This window comes from Thiomicrospira aerophila AL3, from assembly GCF_000227665.2.
Lineage (GTDB): Bacteria > Pseudomonadota > Gammaproteobacteria > Thiomicrospirales > Thiomicrospiraceae > Thiomicrospira > Thiomicrospira aerophila.
This window is the reverse complement of record NZ_CP007030.1, coordinates 832,769-854,457: the sequence shown is the minus strand read 5'-3', so window position 1 is coordinate 854,457 and position 21,689 is coordinate 832,769. Positions and strand designations below refer to the sequence as shown.

21 protein-coding genes and 2 tRNA genes are annotated in these 21,689 nt (G+C 45.5%); 2 read left to right on the top strand and 21 right to left on the bottom strand.

The genetic code is table 11. From position 1 onward, the window contains the following. Window positions 1-85 precede the first annotated feature (85 nt). The 14 genes from rnhB to rpsB all read right to left on the bottom strand — a co-directional run bounded on the left by rnhB (window position 86) and on the right by rpsB (window position 13,390). The gene (gene rnhB, locus THIAE_RS04010; protein ID WP_006459138.1) at window positions 86-703 is read right to left on the bottom strand and encodes a ribonuclease HII; all 618 of its coding nucleotides are present in this window, start codon (window positions 701-703) and stop codon (window positions 86-88) included. Beyond that, a complete protein-coding gene (lpxB, locus tag THIAE_RS04005) occupies window positions 703-1,905 on the bottom strand; it encodes a lipid-A-disaccharide synthase (RefSeq protein WP_006459139.1) in 1,203 nt (400 codons plus the stop codon). The genes rnhB and lpxB overlap by 1 nt, the downstream gene beginning before the upstream one ends. Beyond that, window positions 1,889-2,671, bottom strand: a complete 783-nt coding sequence (gene lpxA, locus THIAE_RS04000; protein WP_006459140.1) for an acyl-ACP--UDP-N-acetylglucosamine O-acyltransferase — start codon at window positions 2,669-2,671, stop codon at window positions 1,889-1,891. Before lpxA ends, lpxB begins: the two co-directional genes overlap by 17 nt. Before the next feature lie 2 nt (window positions 2,672-2,673). Continuing rightward, window positions 2,674-3,111, bottom strand: coding sequence for a 3-hydroxyacyl-ACP dehydratase FabZ (gene fabZ, locus THIAE_RS03995; RefSeq protein WP_006459141.1), 438 nt, complete (start codon window positions 3,109-3,111; stop codon window positions 2,674-2,676). Between the two features lie 36 nt (window positions 3,112-3,147). Continuing rightward, entirely contained in the window at window positions 3,148-4,197 is a 1,050-nt protein-coding gene (gene lpxD, locus THIAE_RS03990; protein WP_006459142.1) for a UDP-3-O-(3-hydroxymyristoyl)glucosamine N-acyltransferase, read from the bottom strand. A 30-nt stretch (window positions 4,198-4,227) separates the two neighbouring features. Next, window positions 4,228-4,770 carry an OmpH family outer membrane protein gene (locus THIAE_RS03985; RefSeq protein WP_006459143.1) on the bottom strand — a complete coding sequence of 181 codons (543 nt, stop codon included), beginning with the start codon at window positions 4,768-4,770 and terminating at the stop codon, window positions 4,228-4,230. Between the two features lie 66 nt (window positions 4,771-4,836). Continuing rightward, window positions 4,837-7,140, bottom strand: a complete 2,304-nt coding sequence (gene bamA, locus THIAE_RS03980) for an outer membrane protein assembly factor BamA (protein WP_006459144.1) — start codon at window positions 7,138-7,140, stop codon at window positions 4,837-4,839. Then, complete coding sequence (rseP, locus tag THIAE_RS03975; RefSeq protein ID WP_006459145.1) at window positions 7,133-8,551, bottom strand: RIP metalloprotease RseP; 1,419 nt, start codon at window positions 8,549-8,551, stop codon at window positions 7,133-7,135. Before rseP ends, bamA begins: the two co-directional genes overlap by 8 nt. Continuing rightward, window positions 8,536-9,363, bottom strand: coding sequence for a phosphatidate cytidylyltransferase (locus THIAE_RS03970; RefSeq protein ID WP_006459146.1), 828 nt, complete (start codon window positions 9,361-9,363; stop codon window positions 8,536-8,538). Before THIAE_RS03970 ends, rseP begins: the two co-directional genes overlap by 16 nt. Beyond that, window positions 9,357-10,118, bottom strand: coding sequence for a polyprenyl diphosphate synthase (gene uppS / locus THIAE_RS03965; protein WP_006459147.1), 762 nt, complete (start codon window positions 10,116-10,118; stop codon window positions 9,357-9,359). The genes THIAE_RS03970 and uppS overlap by 7 nt, the downstream gene beginning before the upstream one ends. Before the next feature lie 93 nt (window positions 10,119-10,211). Further along, a complete protein-coding gene (gene frr / locus THIAE_RS03960; RefSeq protein ID WP_006459148.1) occupies window positions 10,212-10,769 on the bottom strand; it encodes a ribosome recycling factor in 558 nt (185 codons plus the stop codon). 1 nt (window position 10,770) lies between these two features. Next, entirely contained in the window at window positions 10,771-11,490 is a 720-nt protein-coding gene (gene pyrH, locus THIAE_RS03955) for a UMP kinase (RefSeq protein WP_006459149.1), read from the bottom strand. A gap of 190 nt (window positions 11,491-11,680) precedes the next feature. Then, a complete protein-coding gene (gene tsf, locus THIAE_RS03950) occupies window positions 11,681-12,568 on the bottom strand; it encodes a translation elongation factor Ts (RefSeq protein ID WP_006459150.1) in 888 nt (295 codons plus the stop codon). 78 nt (window positions 12,569-12,646) lie between these two features. Beyond that, on the bottom strand, window positions 12,647-13,390 hold the full coding sequence (rpsB, locus tag THIAE_RS03945; protein WP_006459151.1) for a 30S ribosomal protein S2: 744 nt from the start codon (window positions 13,388-13,390) through the stop codon (window positions 12,647-12,649). Window positions 13,391-13,640: 250 nt separating this feature from the next. Here rpsB and map point away from each other — a divergent pair, with 250 nt between their 5' ends. Together map and glnD are read left to right on the top strand one after the other, a co-directional pair. After that, window positions 13,641-14,423, top strand: coding sequence for a type I methionyl aminopeptidase (gene map / locus THIAE_RS03940; protein WP_006459152.1), 783 nt, complete (start codon window positions 13,641-13,643; stop codon window positions 14,421-14,423). 11 nt (window positions 14,424-14,434) lie between these two features. Beyond that, window positions 14,435-17,071, top strand: coding sequence for a [protein-PII] uridylyltransferase (gene glnD, locus THIAE_RS03935; protein ID WP_006459153.1), 2,637 nt, complete (start codon window positions 14,435-14,437; stop codon window positions 17,069-17,071). A 79-nt stretch (window positions 17,072-17,150) separates the two neighbouring features. Here glnD and THIAE_RS03930 read toward each other — a convergent pair. The 7 genes from THIAE_RS03930 to serS all read right to left on the bottom strand — a co-directional run bounded on the left by THIAE_RS03930 (window position 17,151) and on the right by serS (window position 21,672). After that, window positions 17,151-17,227 (bottom strand) — tRNA-Pro (locus THIAE_RS03930). A 57-nt stretch (window positions 17,228-17,284) separates the two neighbouring features. After that, window positions 17,285-17,632: a putative quinol monooxygenase gene (locus tag THIAE_RS03925; protein WP_006459154.1), complete on the bottom strand. Its 348-nt coding sequence runs from the start codon at window positions 17,630-17,632 to the stop codon at window positions 17,285-17,287. 47 nt (window positions 17,633-17,679) lie between these two features. Further along, a complete protein-coding gene (locus THIAE_RS03920) occupies window positions 17,680-18,645 on the bottom strand; it encodes a cation diffusion facilitator family transporter (protein WP_006459155.1) in 966 nt (321 codons plus the stop codon). Further along, window positions 18,617-19,564: a dTDP-4-dehydrorhamnose reductase gene (gene rfbD, locus THIAE_RS03915; protein WP_025299297.1), complete on the bottom strand. Its 948-nt coding sequence runs from the start codon at window positions 19,562-19,564 to the stop codon at window positions 18,617-18,619. Before rfbD ends, THIAE_RS03920 begins: the two co-directional genes overlap by 29 nt. Beyond that, on the bottom strand, window positions 19,557-20,123 hold the full coding sequence (rfbC, locus tag THIAE_RS03910) for a dTDP-4-dehydrorhamnose 3,5-epimerase (protein WP_006459157.1): 567 nt from the start codon (window positions 20,121-20,123) through the stop codon (window positions 19,557-19,559). Before rfbC ends, rfbD begins: the two co-directional genes overlap by 8 nt. 98 nt (window positions 20,124-20,221) lie before the next feature. Then, a tRNA-Ser gene (locus tag THIAE_RS03905) sits at window positions 20,222-20,312 on the bottom strand. Window positions 20,313-20,382: 70 nt separating this feature from the next. Next, window positions 20,383-21,672 carry a serine--tRNA ligase gene (serS, locus tag THIAE_RS03900; RefSeq protein ID WP_006459158.1) on the bottom strand — a complete coding sequence of 430 codons (1,290 nt, stop codon included), beginning with the start codon at window positions 21,670-21,672 and terminating at the stop codon, window positions 20,383-20,385. Window positions 21,673-21,689 lie beyond the last annotated feature (17 nt).

Sequence of the window (21,689 nt, the reverse complement as noted above, 5' to 3'; positions counted from 1 at the left end):
CTGTGTTTATGATGAGGATAAGCGTGGTTAAGTTATCGTCAATTAAATTATATTAGGTTTAAAGTATAACAAAATTAAATTGCACTCAACGGAGTTTCAAAACACTTTGTACCGGCTTAAAACTGCGGCGGTGTTCTGCTAGTGGACCATATTTTTCCAGTGCAGCGAGGTGAGCGGCCGTCGGATAGCCTTTATGTTGCGCAAAACCATAGTCTGGGTGACGCTGGTGCAGCAGATCCATTTGTTGATCACGATAGACTTTGGCAATAATGGACGCAGCACTAATAATATCTAGGCGTGCATCCCCTTTTATCACTGGTTGACAAGGTTCATTCAGCGCTGGACAGCGATTGCCATCCACATAGACCTGCTTAAAACTGGTTTTTAACTGCTCAACCGCCTGACTCATGGCCCATAATGTGGCTTGCAGGATATTTAACTGGTCAATTTGTGCCGGTGTTGCACCGACTATAGCGTAATCCAATGCGACGGCTTTAATCTGTTCAGCCAGCGCTTCACGCTTAGTGACCGAAAGTTTTTTAGAATCCGCTAGTACTAAACCATGATCAGCCGGGAGAACTACGGCTGCAGCGACCACCTCGCCCACCAATGGACCACGACCGACTTCATCGACCCCCACTGAGGTTGGATATTGCTCGGCTGTTAATATAATTCGCGCTAATGTTGGCTGGGTTTGAGCCATTACGCCCTCTCGACAGGGGTAGCCAGCCCAGCCCATTCACAAACAGCTTGCGCCGCTAGCTGACCAGACTCACGAGTGAGCGTGTCTTTAAGTTGATAAAACGCACGTCGTTGTGATGCGCGAGCTTGCTCATCGACCAACAATTGCCCCAAAGCTAAGGCCAATTTGTCGGCACGCGCCTCATCCTGAATAAACTCAGGCACGATCGTTTGTTGCGCTAGAATATTCGGCAAGCCGACCCAGGACAATAAGGCCATCCGCTTCATAATCCAGTAAGATACTGGGTGAACTTTAATCGCTATGATCATCGGTCTGGCCATTAAGGCCGTTTCAAGGGTTGCCGTACCGGAGGTAACGAGCACGAGATCGCTGGCTTGCAGCACAGGTTGCGCAGGCATTTGCACTAAGCTGATCGGCAGACCTGGTGCTTGCTGCGCTAGCATGTCGGCCAATAACTCATAAATCCGCTGATTGACGCAGGGGATAACAAACTGATAGGCCGGAAAACGCGGATGTAACTTTAAAAGCGTATCCAAATAGATCGGCGCCATGGTGGTGACTTCACTCAATCGCGAACCCGGCAACACCGCCATGATTGGTTGATCGTCCGACATACCGAGTGATGCTTTTGCAGCGTGAATCTGACTGACATCATCCGGATCATTCGGCACTTGTTTTGCTAACGGATGACCTACACAGGCCACCGGAATTTGCTGTTGCTGATAGAGTGCCTCTTCAAACGGAAACAGCACCAACATGCCGGATACCGAAGCTTTAATCTTATGGATACGTTTGGGACGCCATGCCCAAATAGACGGGCTAACGTAATGAACCGTCACCAGGCCTGCTTGTTTGAGTTTTTTAGCCAAGCCTAAATTAAAATCAGGCGCATCTATGCCTATAAACGCATCTGGTTTGAGTGCAATAATTTGTGCTGCAAGCTGAGCACGCAGTTTTAGTAATTTGGGCAGATGCTTGATTACCTCGGCAAACCCCATAATTGATAGCTGACTCATATCCGCCCAGCTTTCCAAACCTAGTGCTTGCATTTTCGGGCCACCAATACCCACAAAACGAGCATTTGGATGGCGAGCGAGCAATCCCTGCATCAAATCAGCGCCCAATGTATCGCCTGACAGCTCACCGGCTACTAGTGCAAAAACGGGCTGATCGGTTGACCTACTGCTAACGGATAATGCCACTATGGTGATCTTGATTTAAAAAGGCAATTAATGCATCAAGCGTGCCTTGCGCATCGTTCATTTGCATCATTTCGGCAACAGCTTGGGCTAACTTAAGCTCTTTGCGATATAAAACCCGATAGGCTTTTTTAATTAAACCAATCTGCGCTTCATTAAAACCACGGCGTTTAAGTCCTTCCGAGTTAATGCCATGCGGTTTGGCAATATTTCCCGATACCACCACATAATTAGGCACATCTTGGTTAATCACACTGCCCATACCACAAAACGCATGCGCGCCAATATGACAAAATTGATGTACCAAGGTGTAGCCACCTAAGATAGCCCAATCATCGACCTTCACATGACCGGCAAGTGCCACGGCATTGGCAAAAATCGTATTATTACCAACGACACAATCGTGAGCAATATGGACGCCAGCCATAATCCAGTTATGATCGCCAATCTGCGTGTAACCAATATCTTGAACCGTACCGGTATTCACTGTCACATTTTCACGAAAAGTGTTACCTTTGCCAATTCTAAGCTCAGTGGGCTCATTGCGATATTTTTTATCTTGCGGCTCGGCACCAATACAACTAAACGGAAAAAACCGATTATTGGGTCCAATTTGGCTGTAGCCTTCAATCACCACATGGGAATCGAGCTGACAGCCTTGATCTAATTTGACATTCGCCCCAACAACAGAATAAGGGCCTACCCGCACATCATCTGCTAATTCGGCTTGCGGATGAATAACGGCAGTTGGGTGAATTAACGCAGTCATAATTAAACCTTTCGTTCAGCACACATTAGATCAGCTGAAGCAATGACTTTGCCATCAATACGCGTCTCGCATTCAAATTTCCAAATGCCCCTTTTTTGCCCCGTAGTGACCACTGAAAAATCGAGACGATCACCTGGCACCGCCGGTTGACGAAAACGACAATTATCAATTGCGGCTAAATAATACATAGTACTACCATCAGGTTTTACTTCCTGAGATTTAAACGCCAAAATACCAGTGCACTGAGCCATAGCTTCAACAATCATGACACCGGGCATAATCGGATTGTTGGGAAAATGTCCTGTGAACTGGGGCTCATTAAAGGTTACGTTTTTATAGCCTTTGAGTGACACGCCCAGCTCAATTTCAGTCACCCGGTCCACTAATAAAAAGGGATAACGATGCGGCAAGTAATCGAATATATCTTTAATATCTAGCATGTAATTTATTTTTCCAAATAAAAGAAAGTATCAAGCCTAGTCGTCAGTTGAGAACTTTGCCACGTTTTTTTCAAGCTGTTTGACACGCTGTGCCAATTCAGTCAATTTGCGAGTTTGAATTTTAGTTTTTTGCCATTGCGTGTGTGGTATGGCCGGAAAACCTGAATACACACCTGATTCAGCAATATCACTAGCCGGTGCGCCACGCGCCATAAAAGTTGTTTTATCGGCAATAGTAACATGCCCAACGGCTCCAGCTTGGCCTGCAAACACGCAATATGCACCAATCTTGGTGCTGCCTGCAATGCCAACCTGACCTGCCATTGCCGTGCCCTGTCCCACCTCAACATTGTGTGCGATATGGACTAGGTTATCGATAATACAATCATCGCCAATTATGGTGTCGTTCAAGGCGCCACGATCAATGCAAGTATTTGAGCCGATCGAAACACGATTACCTATTAAGACACGTCCAATTTGAGGAATTTTTAACCAACGTCCCTGGTAGGGTGCAAAACCAAAGCCATCGCCACCAATGACCGCACCTGATTTAATATGGCAATCCTCACCTACTTCACAGTTATGCAGAATGGATACATTATTATCAATTCGACTTCTGGCACCTACCTTGGCGCCCGTCGCAATTCGACTGTGCGATGAAATAACGACGTCTTCACCAATCACTGCGCCCGCCTCAATCACTACAAATGGGCCAATCACGGCAGATGAAGCAATTTGCGCACCGCGATTAACCACCGCTTGCGGGTGAATGCCTGATGCATGACGAGGGAGTGGATAAAAAAACTGCGCTAATATCGCAAACGCCGCGTAGGGGTCTGGCACGAGTAGCGCGGGTAAAGGTTTATTCAGTTGTTCAAGCCATTCTGGCTTAATTAACAACAACCCTGCTTGTGATGCAGCCACCTTGTGTAAGTGCTTGGTTTGACTGACAAAACTTAATTCTGTTGGCTGCGCGATTTCCAAAGGTGCAATGCCCGTTATCTCGGCGGGAAGTTCGCCAGCCGGCTGCGCATCCATACCATACTGCAGCAATTGATTTAGTAGTTGTTGTCCTGAATAACTCACCAGCAAAGACCTTATTTAAGTAGGCTAGATTTAACGATTAAAGTTGGAGCGCGGCTGTTCATGAAGCTCGGTCATGTAACGTAACACTTGTTCGGTTAAATCAATGCGCGAACTCGTAAACGCGATGCCTTCATACAAAATTAGGTCGAAACCTTCCCGTTGGCCCACTTCACGAATGGCATCATTCACAACATTTTGTAGTTTAGCCAACTCTTCGTTACGACGAATATTAAGTAACTCTTGTACATCATTACGCTTACGCTGGATTTCACGTCCCAGGATCGCCACTTCGCGTTCACGCAAATTTTGTTGTGATTCCGTCATGGCTAATCGGTCACGATTCAGCTCGCGTTGTTTTTGTTCCATTTGATTGTTTAAGCCAATCAATTCTTGTTGCTGGACAGAAAACTCTTGTTCCAAACCGGCACTAGCCGACTTGGCTTGGGGAGACTGCTCTAATAATACCGCCACATTCACGACACCGACCTTAACAGCACCAGTTTGCGCTAAGCTATGCCCTGAGAACATCCCCATCCATGTTGCAACTAATGCTACAGCTATCCAACGACGCATATTTTCAATTCCACTAATTTTATGAACAATAGTAAAACACTTCTTTATATTGTAAGCCTATTGAGATTAAAAAGGCACACCTAAACTAAACTGAAACGACTGGGTTTTGTCGCCCTTTTCAGTTTTGAGTGGTCGAGAGAAGCTAAACGCTAAGGGCCCAACCGGTGTAATCCAGGAAAAACCTAAACCTGTAGCAATTCTAAATTCACTTGGATCAACGCCATCCAATGTGGAGTAAATATTACCGCCATCGACAAACCAACTCAAACGAATATTACTTGAATCTTCAATTAGAGGCATGGGGAAGACCAATTCAGCGGTGGTGATCGCACGTGCATCCCCACCACGAGGACGATTTGAACCTTCAGTGGGAGTATAAAAACCACCCAATGAGTTTGGCTCAAAGCCGCGTACTGATCCAATACCGCCGGCAAAGAAGCGTTCATAGAACGGCAGACGAGTTAAATCGCCGTAGCCTTCACCAAAAGCCAAGGAGCCAGATAATTTTAACGTGAAGTTTTCGGTTAGTGGTGTCCACCAGGCTTCATCTAAAAAGACTTTGTAAAAGGTGACATCCGATGTACCTGGGATAGCGGCTTGGGCCGATAGGCTGGCACGATGACCTTCCGTCGGGAAGAAGAAGCTATTGCGGCTATCATAACGCCAACCACCGGTAAGCGATAGGACCGCATTTTGCTTACCAAAGTCACTTACAAATTTATTACAGTCAACAAAATTGCTGGTATTACAGTTCACGCCTACCTCTTCAATACGCAAGCCCATATTTAAACGGGTCAGTTCTGAAGTTGGGTAACCGACACTGATTCGTGCGCCAATGCGATCTAGCGTATAGTCGGTGATATTTAGCTCAGAGGCATTGACTTTACTATAAAAAAGCCCCGTTGATAAACTCACACCATCTTTGGTGAAATAAGGATTGGTAAACCCTAAATCCGCACTTTGAATGGCTACCGATGAATTGACACTCAGCTCTAGCTCGTTACCCGTGCCTAAAACGTTCTTTTCAGCAATCCCTAGGTTAAAGCTGATACCATCCAACTGGGAAAAACCAATGCCTGCCGTAAACGAGCCAGTGGGCTGTTCTTCCACTCGAATCACTAAATCAACCTCGTCATCAGAGACACGACGCGTATCGACATTCACACTCGAGAAATAACCCAATCTATTTAAACGAGACGTAGATTGGCGCACAGCCTGCAGTGAATAAGGTGCCCTTTCAAACTGACGCATTTCACGTCTAAGTACATGATCACGAGTACGCGTATTGCCTTCAATTTCGATTTGACGCACATAAACCCGTGAACCTTCTTCTAACACAAAATTAATGCTAGCCAGTTGGTCTTCTTGGTTCAAATCCACGCGTGGATCTACTTCCGCGAACGCAAAGCCTAAATCACTAAAACGGTCTCGAATGGCATTAATGCCCGCTATGATGCGACTACGTGAAAATAGCTCACCCGTTTCCAAGCTCAACAATTCTCGCAGTTCGTCTTCGCCGATGCGCTCTGATCCACTAAAGCTTATTTGATCAATGCGATACTGCGGACCTTCGGTCATATTCACTGAGATATAAACTTCAGTTAAATCTTCCGATAGCGCCACTTGCGATGAATTGATATCAAATTCAGCAAACCCTCGGTCCAAATAAAATGAACGTAATGTTTCCAAATCGGCCTGCAATTTCGGCCGCGAATATTTATCTGCGCTGCCAAACACCACTGTTTCTTTTAATAACAACTGTCCTTTCAACCGGCGGTCTGTATAGGTGTTGTTACCCACCAGGCTAATCCGCTCAATAGCCGCTGGAGCGCCTTCGGTAATATCAATATTAAGTGCCACACGATTACGTGGTAAATCTTCCGAGGTGATTTGCACCTGCGCGGCATAGTAACCTTGGTTATGGTATTGGCGGCGTAAATCTAAAATGACGCGTTCCATTTCAACCGGATTAAAAATTTTACCCTGGGTAATCCCCAGACCGGTTAGCGCCTTTTTAAGGTCATCGGTTTTAATCAACCGATTGCCTTTAATAGTGATGTCGGCAATTGAGGGTCGCTCGACCACTTGAATAATTAACTCGTTATTGTCACCGCGAAACAGGGCAATATCATTAAAAAAGCCGGTTCGAAATAATGCACGAATACTTTCCTGCTCTAAACCCAGTGTTAGGGTTTCACCGACTCGAACAGGAAGATAGGTGTTGAGGGTTTCAAACCCGATACGTTCGGTACCTTGTACTTGGATATCACTTATAACAAAATCTTCAGCGACGGCCGCAGATGCAAAACTTAATGCACACAGGGTTGCCAGCAATTTAGGTTTGAAGTACCGAGTAATCATTTTATCCATTTGATAGCCTTAGCAGGTCATTGGAAATCGCCAGAAGCGTCAAGCCTGCAATCATTAAAAATCCAACACGCTGCGCTGCCATCTCAAAGCCTTCGCTTACGGGCTTGCCACGTATCATTTCATATACATAATAAGTTAAATGCCCCCCATCCAACATGGGAACCGGCAATAAATTCAAAATACCTAAGCTTAAACTCAGCAATGCCATTAGGGTTAAAAACTGCACCCAGCCTGACTGGATAGCTTGACCAGAAAAATCAGCAATACTAATCGGTCCAGACAAATGGCTTAGACTGACTTCACCTAAAACCATCCGTTTCAGCATCGTTAAGGTCATGTTAATCAAGGCCTTCGTCTGCTCATAGCCTGCTAAGGATGCCGCCCATAAGCCCAGCTGCTGAGTCTGTTGATACTGTTTAATCAATTCTGGATCTTGGTAAACGCTCGCTCCCAACTGACCACGACGCTCACCATTGACATTCAATTCGGCTAATTGTACCCAAGTATTAAACTCTGCACCATCACGACGATAGGTTATTTCTGCGGACTGACCCGGATTAGCGTGCACCCAGGCCACTAAAGCCTGCCAGCTAATCACCCAATCATCATTCACCCGCTCAATCAGATCTCCCGTGCGCAAACCGGCTTGTTCAGCGGGACTGCCTGCAATAACTCGGTCCAGTTTAGCGGGTAAACTTGGCAAGTAACGAGTCCAACCCAATTCAAACAAACTTTCGGCACTAAAATCATTAATATTTAGCTGACCAATAGGTAAGTCTACATAAACAAGCTGTTGTGGACTGTCCGCCGTGACATCGGGAGAGAGCGTCAGGTTTAGGCTAGCACGCTGATTAATCAGCCCTTGTACCAGTGCTTGTGACACGCCTTGCCAGCCATAAATATCGCGCCCCTCTATTTGCGTAATCCACCAGGCCTGCTGCTCAAGATTATCAGCTTGCGTTGATAAAGTTAGCGATGACATAGCCTGGCCTACCGCAGAGGCTGGATTGTCCACCACGAAGATCGCTTTAGGTTGTGCCACACCCACGGAGTAAATAAACACATATAACAGCCAAGCAAACACGAGATTAATCGCCGGCCCGGCTGCCACGATAGCAAAACGTTTATAAACGGATTGGCGATTAAAAGCACGGTGCTGTTCTTCAACTGCCACCGGGCCATTGCGCTCATCCAAAAAACGAACATAGCCGCCTAATGGAATAGCGGCTAATTGGAATTGCGTCTCGCCGACTTGACGAGTCCAAATCGGTTTACCAAACCCAACAGAAAATACCTCGGCTTTTACTTTAAACCAGCGTCCAACCGCATAATGGCCCCATTCATGAATGGTGACTAATACACCGATTAAGACGATAAAACCCAGAATAGACCAAATTACGCTACTAACCATGTCCAACCCACCCAAAACAAGGGTAATGCAATTAATAAACTATCGACTCGATCCAATACACCGCCATGGCCGGGTAATAGACCACTGCTATCCTTGATCCCAGACTGACGTTTTAATAGACTTTCAAACAGGTCGCCCCCCACTGATACAAACGCAACCAACACACTCAATAAAATAAAGGCTAGACTGTGAATAACTGCCTCACCGGTAAGGTAACTAAGTCCCCCACTAAAGGCCACAAATGCAGCAAAAACCGTGACAAGGACTAAACCACCCCAAACGCCTTCCCAACTTTTACCCGGACTAACATAAATCGCTAACTTGCGCCTTCCCCATTGACGTCCAGCAAAGTAGGCACCGGTATCCATAATCCAGACTAAAGCCATCGCATACAGCAACAGGGCGACGGAAAAACTTAACCGTAATTCAATCAGCGCTAGTCCTAATGCTGAAATAAAGATCGCGCCTAAGGTCATTGCAACAAAGAGGTGTTGGTACACATATACTTGCCCCTTAGCGCGCTGATACCGCCCTACTCCATAGCCGATAGCAAGCAATTGAATCAGGACCAAACCATAGAGCCAAGAGGCTAAATCCAGTTGCCACAAACCCCATACACAGCTTACCACCACGAGGCTGTAGCTGATCTTAAGCATTTCAGCACGCATGCCATACAAATTAGGCCATTCCCACGCCGCCAGAGCAACCACACCCAGCACAATGTAAGGCCACCAGGTTTCATCCGCGACAAAGAGTGCCAGGCCTGCTAATACCAATAAAACTAATGCAGTAATAATCCGGGGTATTAACATTGCGCAACCTGCTCGCCGGTTTGACCAAAACGACGTTGACGCTTTGCAAAAGACGCCAGCGCTTTATCAAACTCAACTTCGTTAAAATCCGGCCACAGTGTTGGGGTGAAATAAAACTCGGCATAGGCCATTTGCCAAATCATAAAATTACTGATCCGCTCTTCCCCACCGGTACGAATAAGCAAATCTGGTTCCGGCAAATCGGCCAGACTTAAAAACGGCTGCAAACTATCAGGAGTCAATTGGTCAAGTGTATGCTCAGGGTGCGCCAACTGCCAGGCCTGAACAGCGCTGACAATATCAGCACGCCCGCCATAATTGGCTGCAATCGTTAAATGCAAAGCGGTGTTGTTTTGCGTTAAGGTTTCTGCACGCTCAATATAGCTTTGAATGTCAGGCGAAAAGCCTGATTTATCACCAATTACGCGTAAACGCACATTATGTTGATGCAGGGTATCGACTTCTTTTTGCAAGGCATTGAGAAACATCGCCATCAGTTTAGAGACTTCATCAGCAGGCCTGCGCCAATTCTCAGTGCTAAATGCGAATAGCGTTAAAGCATGAACGCCCCGGTTCATGGCGGCTTCGATGACTTTTCTAACCGCACTGCGTCCCTTTTGATGACCTACATAGCGTGGTAAGAATCGTTTTTTGGCCCAACGCCCATTACCATCCATAATAATGCCAATGTGCTTGGGAATATGAGGTGCAGTATTAGATACTAATTGATTAGTGAGGTGTGTCAAACAATTCATCCCATTTAGCTAAATAGAATAACGGCCCAAAAATGGGCCGCTATTTTTATCACGAATTGTAAGATTATGCCCTAAACACGCACAAAATTCGACTTAAATTTCCAGCAATGAGGCTTCCTTCTCTGCCAACAAGCTATCAACCTGAGCCACATACTTATCCGTCAACTTTTGAATGTCATCATCAGAGCGACGTGCTTCGTCCTCGGTAATCTCTTTATCTTTCAAGAGGTTTTTGACATCGCCATTGGCATCACGTCGAATATTACGAATCGCAACCTTGGCATTTTCTGCTTCCGAACGCGCTAATTTAGCAAATTCTTTACGACGTTCTTCTGTCAGCATCGGCATTGGAATACGCATCATATTACCAGTCGTGACCGGGTTAATCCCTAAATCTGACATCATGATGGCTTTTTCAATTTTTTGCAGCATGGGTTGCTCCCAAGGCTGAACAGTAAGGGTACGCGCATCTTCAACATTGATATTGGCCACCTGACTAATCGGCACCTCTGAGCCATAGTAATCGACCTTGACCGAATCCAGAATACTTGGGTGGGCACGGCCGGTACGAATCTTGGCAAAATTGGTCACCAAGGTATCGACACTTTTTTGCATGCGACTATCGGCATCACTTCGAATTTCAGATAACATTTTAAGCCTCTCCTTTTGACACCAGGGTGCCTTCATCTTTCCCGGCTATAATGCGCTCAAGCGCACCCGGTTTTAACATATCAAATACTCTTATCGGCATAGCGTGCTCACGACACAGCGCAAAAGCAGCTAGATCCATAACGGCGATGTCTTGCTGAATAACCTGTTCATAGGTAAGCGTTTGCAAACGCTGGGCATCCGCATATTTATTGGGATCACGCGTATAGATACCATCAACCTTCGTCGCTTTTAGCACCACATCCGCTTGAATTTCTATGCCACGTAATGCCGCTGCCGTATCGGTGGTAAAAAAAGGATTACCCGACCCACCGGCAAAAATCACTACATCACCTTGTGCCAAGGCTTTTTTAGCCGCATCAGCATTAAAAGTTTCCGCCAACGCATCCATCGACCAGGCACTCATTAATCGTGCCTGTACGCCATGAGACTGTAAGACATCACGCAAGGCAATGCCGTTCATTAAGGTCGCCAGCATCCCCATTTGATCGGCTGTACTGCGGGCAATTTTGGTCGATTGCACTTGGGCACCACGAAACACATTGCCGCCACCAATCACTAAACCTATTTGAACACCCTGTGCTTGAATAGCCTTAACCTGGTCAGCAACCTGCTCAATAATGTGCATATCCCAACCAAAATCCTGGCGCCCCATTAAGACTTCGCCACTAAACTTTAATAATATCCGTTGATAGGCTGGCATAAACATCCTTTAAACTGGCTAACAATTCAAACACGAGCGAGGAGTGTTAACAAGACAACAATAAGACAACACAATTTTCATCCCTTTAACGCTCATCACTCAATACAACAACTAAACAACAGCTAACAAAAAGCCCTGAGATTTAAGCTGACATATCAGCTCAAACCAACAGGGCCTTTAGGCATAACAATTAACCTTGTGCTGCTTTTGCCGCTAAGGCAACTTCTTCAGCAAAGTTAACAGTTTGCTTCTCAATGCCTTCACCCACTTCTAAACGGATAAAGCGCGTCACCGTTGCATTGCTTTGCTTTAACAAGGCTTCAACAGTTTGATCTGGATCTTTAACGAACGGCTGACCTAGCAAGGTAATTTCTTGCAAGAACTTACGAATACGCCCTTCGATCATTTTTTCAATAATCTCCATTGGCTTACCGCTTTCTTTCGCTTGATCAGTTAGAATATCGCGCTCTTTTTGTACTACAGCTTGGTCAAGGTCATCAGCCGAAATGGCTTGTAGCTTAGTCGCCGCAACATGCATAGCCACATCGCGAATTAAGCCGTCATTGCCTTGATTCATGGCAACCACTACACCAATTTTTTCACCGTGCTGATAGCTACCAATTTCGCCTGAATCTGTTGCAACTAACTCAATACGACGAACTTGCATGTTTTCGCCAATTTTAGCCACTAATGCACGACGTGTTTCATCAACCGTTTTGCCTGATACCATCATTTGATTGCCCAAATCTTCAATCGATACCATTTGGTTGGCTAAGGCAATACGAGCAACTTCATTTGCAAAACCTTGAAATTCGTCGCCTTTTGCCACAAAGTCTGTTTCACAGTTAACTTCAGCAATCGCGGCAGATTTTTTATCATCGGAAATCGCAATCGCAATCACACCTTCAGCGGCAACACGACCGGCTTTCTTATCAGCCCCAGCCATACCTTTTACACGCAAAAATTCAATCGCAGCGTCTAAATCACCCTGGGTTTCATCCAAGGCTTTTTTACAATCCATCATACCGGCACCGGTACGCTCACGTAACTCTTTCACTAAAGCGGCAGAAACAGCCATATCTCTTCCTTTTTTGATTTGATTTTTAGGGAAAGCAGGCCAGCTTATTCAGCCGACCTGCAACTATAAGCGTAATAATTAAGCGGTTGCTTCCACTTCTTCTGGCGCTTCAACAAACTCGTCAGCGGCACCGGTTGTAATTGTTGCTTTTGCTTCTAATACAGCATCAGCCATTGATTCTAGGTATAGTTTGATGGCACGAATCGCATCATCGTTACCAGGAATAATGTAATCAACACCGTCTGGGTTGTTATTGGTATCAACCACACCAATAACTGGAATACCAAGCTTTCTAGCTTCTAGAATCGCGATATCTTCGTTACCGGTATCGATAACAAAAATAGCATCAGGCATAGCGCGCATGTCTTTGATCCCGCCTAAAGACAATTCTAGCTTTTCCATTTCACGGGTTAGGGTTAAAACTTCACGCTTGGTGATTTTTTCAAACGTACCATCTTGTGACATAGTTTCAAGCTCTTTAAGACGCTTGATTGACTGTTTGATGGTTTTGAAGTTAGTTAACATACCACCCAACCAACGGTGGTTTACATAAGGCATACCACAACGGGTAGCTTCTTGTGCCACAACTTCACGCGCAGCGCGCTTGGTGCCTACAAATAAGATTTTGCCTTTGTTAGCCACAACCGAACCCGCGAAATTTAACGCGTCGTTAAACATAGGTAAGGTTTTTTCTAGGTTAACGATATGAATTTTGTTGCGTGCGCCAAAGATGTATTGACCCATTTTTGGGTTCCAGTAGCGAGTTTGATGTCCAAAGTGACACCCGGCTTCTAACATTTGACGCATAGTAACTTTTGCCATGATTTTCTCCAATGTGGGGTTAGGCCTCCGCGTTTCCATCTTGCTCGAACTTCAACTAAAGCATCGGCTTTAACTTAAAGCACCCCGAACAAGGTTACAAAACGCGTGTGTTTTTTTAAAAAAAGATCACGCTTTAAAGCGCGGCGCATTTATACCATAACCTCCCATTTTAGGCAAGGAATCTGCTAGACTTGGCACATAAATTAATTTCAACACTGTGATTTAAACCTATCAAGAATAAAGATTATCTATGTCGATTATTTTAAAAAATGCCGAACAACAAGCCAAAATGCGCATCGCCAGCCGCCTGGCCGCCGAAGTTTTAGAATACCTGGCCCCAAATGTTAAAGTCGGGGTTACTACTGAAGAACTGAATCAGCTTGCCCACGATTATATGACCCAAGTCCAAGGTACCATTCCTGCGACCCTGGGTTATCACGGCTACCCTAAATCCATCTGCACATCGCTGAATCATGTAGTTTGCCACGGTATACCCAACGATAAAAAGCTTAAAAAAGGTGACATCATTAATATTGATGTGACCGTCATTAAAGATGGTTTTCATGGGGACACCAGTCAAATGTTTATCATGGATGATGCCAAACCCTTTGCGCATCGTATTTGCCAGGTGGCGTATGAGTGTTTATGGCAAGGTATTGATCAAGTTAAACCCAATGCGTCACTTTATGATGTGGCTAAAGCTATTGAAATGCACGCTCACGCTCACCACTGCTCCGTAGTTAGAGACTATTGTGGCCATGGTATTGGCCAGGAGTTCCATGAATCACCTCAAGTATTGCACTATGCTGCGGAAGAGCTGAAAGACATTATTCTTAAACCTGGCATGACCTTTACAATTGAGCCTATGATTAACTTGGGCAAACATGACGTCAAATTATTAGGCGACAATTGGACCGTTGTTACTAAGGACCGTAAATTGTCTGCACAATGGGAGCATACATTGCTCGTCACGCCTGATGGCGTGGAAGTTTTAACCCTGCGTCAAGGTGAGCAACGCCCTACTTTTAATTAAAAGGTTGATAGATGACAACGGCCAACCCGCCCATTAATTTCATGCAAGCGCTCAATGATCCGCAGCAAGCGGCTAAAGTCGGTCGCGCTATGCTCACGCAATTTAATGACACCCAATTTGAACGCTTTGATCAGGGCCATCCGGTTTCTGCTTTAATTAGAGAACGCGCCACCTTTATTGATCAAATTCTCAAGAAAATTTGGCATCATCATTTTAAAACCGATAGGTTTGCACTCATTGCAGTCGGGGGCTATGGCCGTGGTGAGCTCCACCCCTACTCCGATGTCGATATTTTGATTATGCGCCCGCCACTGGACGGGTCTGAAACACAGATTGAAGCAGAAAACATGGCACTGAGCGATTTTATTCGTTTCTTGTGGGATTTGGGATTAGAAGTGGGCCATGCCATTCGCACCCTTGAGGAGTGTATCGAGGCTGGTCAAGAAGACATTACGACCGCCACTAACCTACTGGAAGCACGCTGGATTACCGGTCACTACCCGCTTTATGAACAACTGCAAAATCTGTGGCGAGAAGACAGTTTTTGGCCCAGCCAGGCCTTTTACCAAGCCAAGATAGATGAGCAAACCGCACGGCACCGCCGATTTAACGACACGGTTTACCAACTCGAACCCAATTTAAAAGAAAGCCCAGGCGGGTTACGTGATATTCAAACCATCATCTGGGTCGCTAAACGCCATTACCGCGCATCAAGCCTGCATCAACTGGTTCAAAACGCATTTATCACGCCAGATGAATACCGCGAACTTGATGCCGCCTATAAATTTTTAAATCGCGCGCGATTTATCCTGCATCGACTTAAAAAACGCCGCGAAGACCGGCTGTTGTTCGATCACCAGCAGCAGCTCGCGCAGGTGCTCGGTTACGAAAATACCGATGAAAAATTGGCCGTCGAACAATTCATGAATAGTTATTACCGCAATGTTCAAGCCGTCGTTAAACTGAATGAAATTTTGTTACAACACTTTTTAGAAGATATTTTTGACAATGCGCAACGTGATATCTTGCCTATCAACAGTCGCTTTCAGCAACGTAATGGTTACTTGGATGTTTGTCATGATCAAGTTTTCAATGACTTTCCCACCGCCCTACTCGAAATATTTATTATTCTTGAAGACAACCCAAAAATACAGGGTATTCGCGCCCGTACCATTCGGCTGTTACGCAACGCCCTGCATTTAATTGATCAAAACTTTCGCCAAGATCCCATTAACAAAGCCTTATTCATTGAAATCTTTCGCCAACCCAATGGAGTTAATGCGGCGCTTAAACGGATGCACAGCTACGGCTTACTCGCGGCCTACATTCCGGCGTTTCACCAAATTAGCGGCCTAATGCAATTTAATATCTTTCATGCCTACACGGTAGATGAACACACCCTTTTAGTGATTCGTAATTTGCGCCGACTCTTTATTGATAAATATGCCTATGAATTCCCGACAGCGCATCGCATCGCTAACACCATCGCTAAACCTGAGGTGTTATTTTTAGCCGCGCTGTTTCATGATATTGCCAAAGGGCGCAAAGGTCCTCATGAAATTTTAGGCGAGGTTGATGCGCGTGAATTTGCTCAAGCCCACAACCTTCCTCAGCGTGATATCGAACTGATTGCTTGGCTAGTACGCTATCACCTTGAGTTTTCTACGATTGCCCAACGCAAAGACCTCGCCGACCCTGAGGTGATCGAAAACTTTCGCCAATTTGTCGCCACCCGCGAACGCCTCGATTATTTATATTTACTAACGCTGGCCGATGTGCGCTCAACGTCAAAGGAAGTCTGGAACGACTGGAAAAACGTGCTGTTTTTAGAACTTTATAACGAAACCGCGAGTGCGCTCGACAAGGCCGAAGAAATTCCGCGTGACAAGGCTAAAAAAGCCCTGATTCACCAAGAGCGTGCTCGCGAGATGCTGATCAAACAAGGTCTTAAACCGCAAAACTATCAAGCGCTTTGGCAAGCCTTTCAAGATACCCAGTTCTTTAATCGCCATTCGCCGCAAGACCTCACTCGCCTGACCTGCTTATTGGCCCCTCATCTAGATAAGGCAGCGATTATCGAGATTAACGCCACCAGCTATCGCGGGGCCTCTGAACTGATTTTACTAGCGAAAAATCGTGATTTTTTGTTTGCCCAAATCACCCAAGTTTTTGAGAGCCTAGACTTAACCGTAGTCGAAGCGAAGGTCTATACCAGCAATGATAATCGTACTTTGGTCTTGTTTTACTTTCTTGATCGACAAAATCAACCTGTGCAATCACCTGACGCTTTAGCGCAAATTCGCTATCAGCTAGAAGAACAACTGGCCACGGAAGGCGGATTGACGCCCGTCATTAATCACAGCCGATCACGGCGGATTAAACACTTCAGTACACCCACTGAAATAAACTTTAAAGCCCTGTCAGCGCAACTCACCGAACTGACGCTGATTACCAAGGACATACCAGGCCTGCTATCGAAGGTAGGCCGGGCGCTACGTGATGGCAAAATACGCTTGCATGATGCCAAAATCGTTACGATTGGTGAAAAAGCAGAAGACATTTTTTTAGTCAGTGATATTGATAACCGTGCGCTAGGCGAAGCACAACAACAGGCCTTTACGGAAAGGTTAATGGAGTATTTGGGTTGAATGATATGGTCATAGACAACTTGAAAACTGCTGCATAAAAAAGGCACCTATAATCCAAGTTATAGGTGCCTTTAAATTTTGGTCGGGACAGTAGGATTTGAACCTACGACCCCCGCCACCCCATGACGGTGCTCTACCAGGCTGAGCCATGCCCCGAACGTGCGTGAATTATAACGCCTTTAATTGGAATAGCAAGCACGACAATAAGCGTTTTTATAATTTCGACGCATCCCAGTCTATTGGTTCATCGGAATAAACACACACATTCCACTCGGCAGCTAGACCATCTTCGGCTAAGCAATATTGTGCAAAAAAGTCTTGGATTTCCTGACGCTGGCAATGGGCTTCAAAATGGGCCAGATCCTGCCAAACCTCATTAAAAACAATCGGAAAACTTTTTCCTTCCGCAAACGGACTGGCTATTTGACGTGTAACCCGATACTGAATACAGCCATCTTCACGCAAGGTATTTGGCTCAAGCTGCTGTAGCACCTTAAACAAGGCGGCCTCTTGCCCAGGCTTGGGTAAAAACTGTGCAATACAATAAACTTTTTTAGACATAACTCCCCCTTTAAGTCAAATAAACTCTCACTCACAGATTATACGCTCTACTGCTGAGATTGAACGAACTCACTTTCCCCGGTGGCAATTTTTTGCCATTTGTCTTGCTGGGTAAATACCACATCCATTGCAACAAACGGATAGTGCTTACGAAAGGCTTGGTATAGCTGTTCGCGCACGTCATCCAAGGCTTCAATGCTATTTAATGGACTGTCAGCCTCGACTTTGAAATAGATATGCACTAATAAAAAACGCCCCGTCATCACCAAACGCAACCGATAGCCATTATGCAGTGCAGTGCTAATCACCGAGTCAATTAAGTCTCGAATAGTGTCTTCAATATCATCACCTGGGTGCTTGCCAACAATTTCATGCCAGGCATCACGCATAATGCTAAGTGGCACAACCACAATTAAAGCAACTAACACGATAACCATAATAGGATCAAAATAAGGCACCCAATGCGCCCATTGCGTATCCAATACAAAATAGGCGGCGATAAATACAACCAACATCGCCGCCGAAATATAGCCATCGACGAGCCAGTTTTTTGCATCAACCATGGCGAGTGGTGATTGCGCACGCTCGCCTAATCGCCCCACAATCCATGCCGATACAAAACAACCTACTGTGGCTAATACCGCATAAAAAATAGCCATGTCCAACACCACGTCATTGCCACCGGAATAAAGGGCTGCAAACGCATTAAACAAGGCCAAAGCCAGCAGGGTGATAATCATTAAGCCCTTGGCGAGATTAATCATCGGCTCATACATCCAGTAGCCAAAAGGATAGTCATCATTACTCGGTTTCATGACTAGCTTTGAAACTCGAATGGTTAACAGTGCAATCAAAAGGTGGATAAACGAATACAAGCCGTCCAACATAATGGCTTCTGAGGCACTGACAATGGCAAAACCTACCCCAATGATCACCATAAACACATTACCCCACACTGAAAAGTTCAGCGCGCGTCTTTCTAGTTTATTGAGTAGTTGTTGATGGGTTGACATGATTTATCTCAGTTAAACACTCAGTTAGGGCTTCTTGCCAGGGCCGCCTTAGCAGGCCTGGTAATCGCATTATTTTAGCGTTATTTAGCTCAGTATAGGCAGGACGTTTGGCTATCGCGGCATAGTCTTCGCTCGTAATTGGCTTGAGTTGACAATCTATCGCTTTAAGCTCAAAAATAGCCTGTGCAAAATCGTACCATGAACAAACACCCGCATTAGTGAAATGATAGATTTCCATATTTGAAGATGCTGACTTCGCAGTGTGCGCAATAACGCTAAGCACCGCTTGCGCCAAATCTGTTGCATAGGTCGGGCTACCCAACTGATCACTCACGACGGCCAGCGTTTCGCGCATTACTCCCAACCTCAGCATCGTCTTAACAAAGTTATGGCCAAATTCGGAAAACAACCAACTGGTGCGAATAATGACCCCGCGCGGATTGATGAACAAGCAGGCCTGCTCACTCTTAAGTTTAGACTGGCCGTAGCAATTGATTGGATTGGGCAGATCACTTTCAAGATAAGGTCGTGTAGCTGTGCCATCAAACACATAATCGCTGCTGATATGAATTAGGAAGCTCTTGTGAAGCTTGGCCCATTTAGCAAGCTGTTTGACCGCCAAATAATTAATTTGATTAGCCAGTTCAGGTTCCAACTCTGCTTGATCAACATTGGTATAAGCGGCACAATTGATAACCACATCGAACCGATGGTGCGTAAAAAAGGCATCTATTGCCGACGGGTTTGCTAAATCGAGGGTATCACGACCCACAAAGCTGAAGTCATAGCCGGCAAGCGAGATGGCTTCGCTTCGCTCGCAAAGACGTAAAGCTTGCTTGTGATAAGCTTGACCCACTAATTTTTGCAAACTTTGCCCCAACTGGCTGGTTTTACCCACCACTAAGATACGATTAGTCAAACAAACCACCCATCGCATCAAGTTCGGATAGGGTCGGATGCTGCTGATCTTTGGCCGATAGCAAATAGGGACAAGCTAATTTGGGCCAGTTTATGGCTAAAGACGGATCGTCATAGGCCAAGCCGGCATCGGCTTCAGGTTGATAATAACCATCTACCTGATAAAACACTTTGGCTACTTCACTCAATACTAAATAGCCATGCGCCAGGCCTGCTGGAATATAAAGGGTTTGTGGTTGGTCGGCGGTCAGTCTAAGCGCAAGATGTTGGCCAAAAGTTTGACTTGAGCGGCGCAAATCAACCATGACATCAAAAATTTCTCCCTCTAACACCTGTAACAATTTGGCTTGTCCATAAGGCGCACGCTGAAAATGCATGCCACGTAAAGCGCCCTGTTTAGAACTGACAAGATTATGCTGACAAAAATTCACCTTCTGTCCAAGCGCCTCGGTTAACCAGGCCTGGCGAAATGTTTCACAGAAATCACCACGCTCATCTGAATGCTTAATCGCGTCAAACAATAAAATATCAGCAATATTGAAGGTTTGAGGGGTTGTCATGGCAAAGAATTTCCCAATATTTATTGGTTGGGCTTTAATAATGGAGCGAAGTTTAAGATATAAAAAAACCCGAACAATGTCGGGTTTTTAAAGAATAATGGCGGTGGACTAGGGATTCGAACCCCAGGTAGGCTATTAACCTACAACGGTTTTCAAGACCGCCGCCTTAAACCACTCAGCCAGTCCACCTTTGTTATGTGGGCGTATTATAGAGCAAAAAAATGACTTTGCAACACCCGTTCGCTGTTTTTGCGAGTTTTTATATATGCGTGAGTCCGCCCATATAAGACTGCAGCGCGGCTGGAATGGCAATACGGCCATCTGCTTGTTGGTGGTTTTCTAAAACCGCTAATAAAGTGCGCCCAACCGCTAAACCTGAACCATTAAGACTATGCAATAGCTGCGGCTTATCTTGGTCTTCTCGATAACGCGCCATCATGCGACGCGTTTGAAAATCCTCAAAATTTGAACAAGACGAAATTTCCCGGTAGGCATGCTGCCCTGGCAACCATACTTCTAAATCGTAGGTTTTTGCCGCTGAAAAGCCCATGTCACCGGCACACAATAAGACTTTACGATAAGGCAATTCCAAAGCTTCTAAAATCGATGCGGCATGTTCAGTCAACGCCTCTAAGGCCATATAGGAATCGTTTGGATGAACCAGCTGCACAAGTTCAACCTTTTCAAACTGATGCTGTCGAATTAAACCCTTCACATCGCGACCATAAGAACCGGCCTCAGAACGAAAACACGGCGTATGACCGACAAATTTTAACGGCAAGTTTGCCGCATCGACAATTTCACCGCGCACCAGATTAGTAATCGGCACTTCAGCGGTCGGGATTAGATACAAATCACGGTCGCTAGTATCATGTTCAGCATCTTTTTCTATTTTGTATAAATCCTTGGCAAACTTCGGCAACTGTCCGGTACCAAACAAACTATCTTGATTAACCAGATAGGGAACATAGACTTCTTCATAATCATGAATTTGGCTATGGGTATCTAACATGAATTGCGTCAAAGCACGCTGCAGGCGTGCCATCGGCCCTTTTAACACCGCAAAACGTCCAGCACTAATTTTTGTGGCGGCGTCATTGTCATACCAGCCGCGTTGCTCGGCAATCGCAACATGATCCAAAGGCGTAAAATCAAATTCACGCGGCGTTCCCCAGCGTGACACTTCGATATTACCCGTCTCATCCAAGCCAGCTGGCACCGAGTCATGGGGTAAATTTGGAATAGACAATAACAGCTGTTCAAGTTGCTGCTGCACTGAATCTAATGCCTGTTTATTACGCTCAAGCTGCTCGCCTAAATCTTCAACCGAGGCTAGCAAGGGAGCAATGTCTTCTCCGCGTGCTTTGGCCTGACCAATAGACTTAGCACTTTGGTTACGCTGCGCTTGCAAGGTTTCTGTTTGAGTTTGCAATTGTTTGCGTTGCGCTTCAAGGGTTTGAAATTGTGCATAATCAAACGAGAAATTGCGCTTGGCCAGACCCGCTAGAACCTGATCCATGTCATTACGAAGTTGTTTGGTATCTAACATACTACTCTCTGTATTAC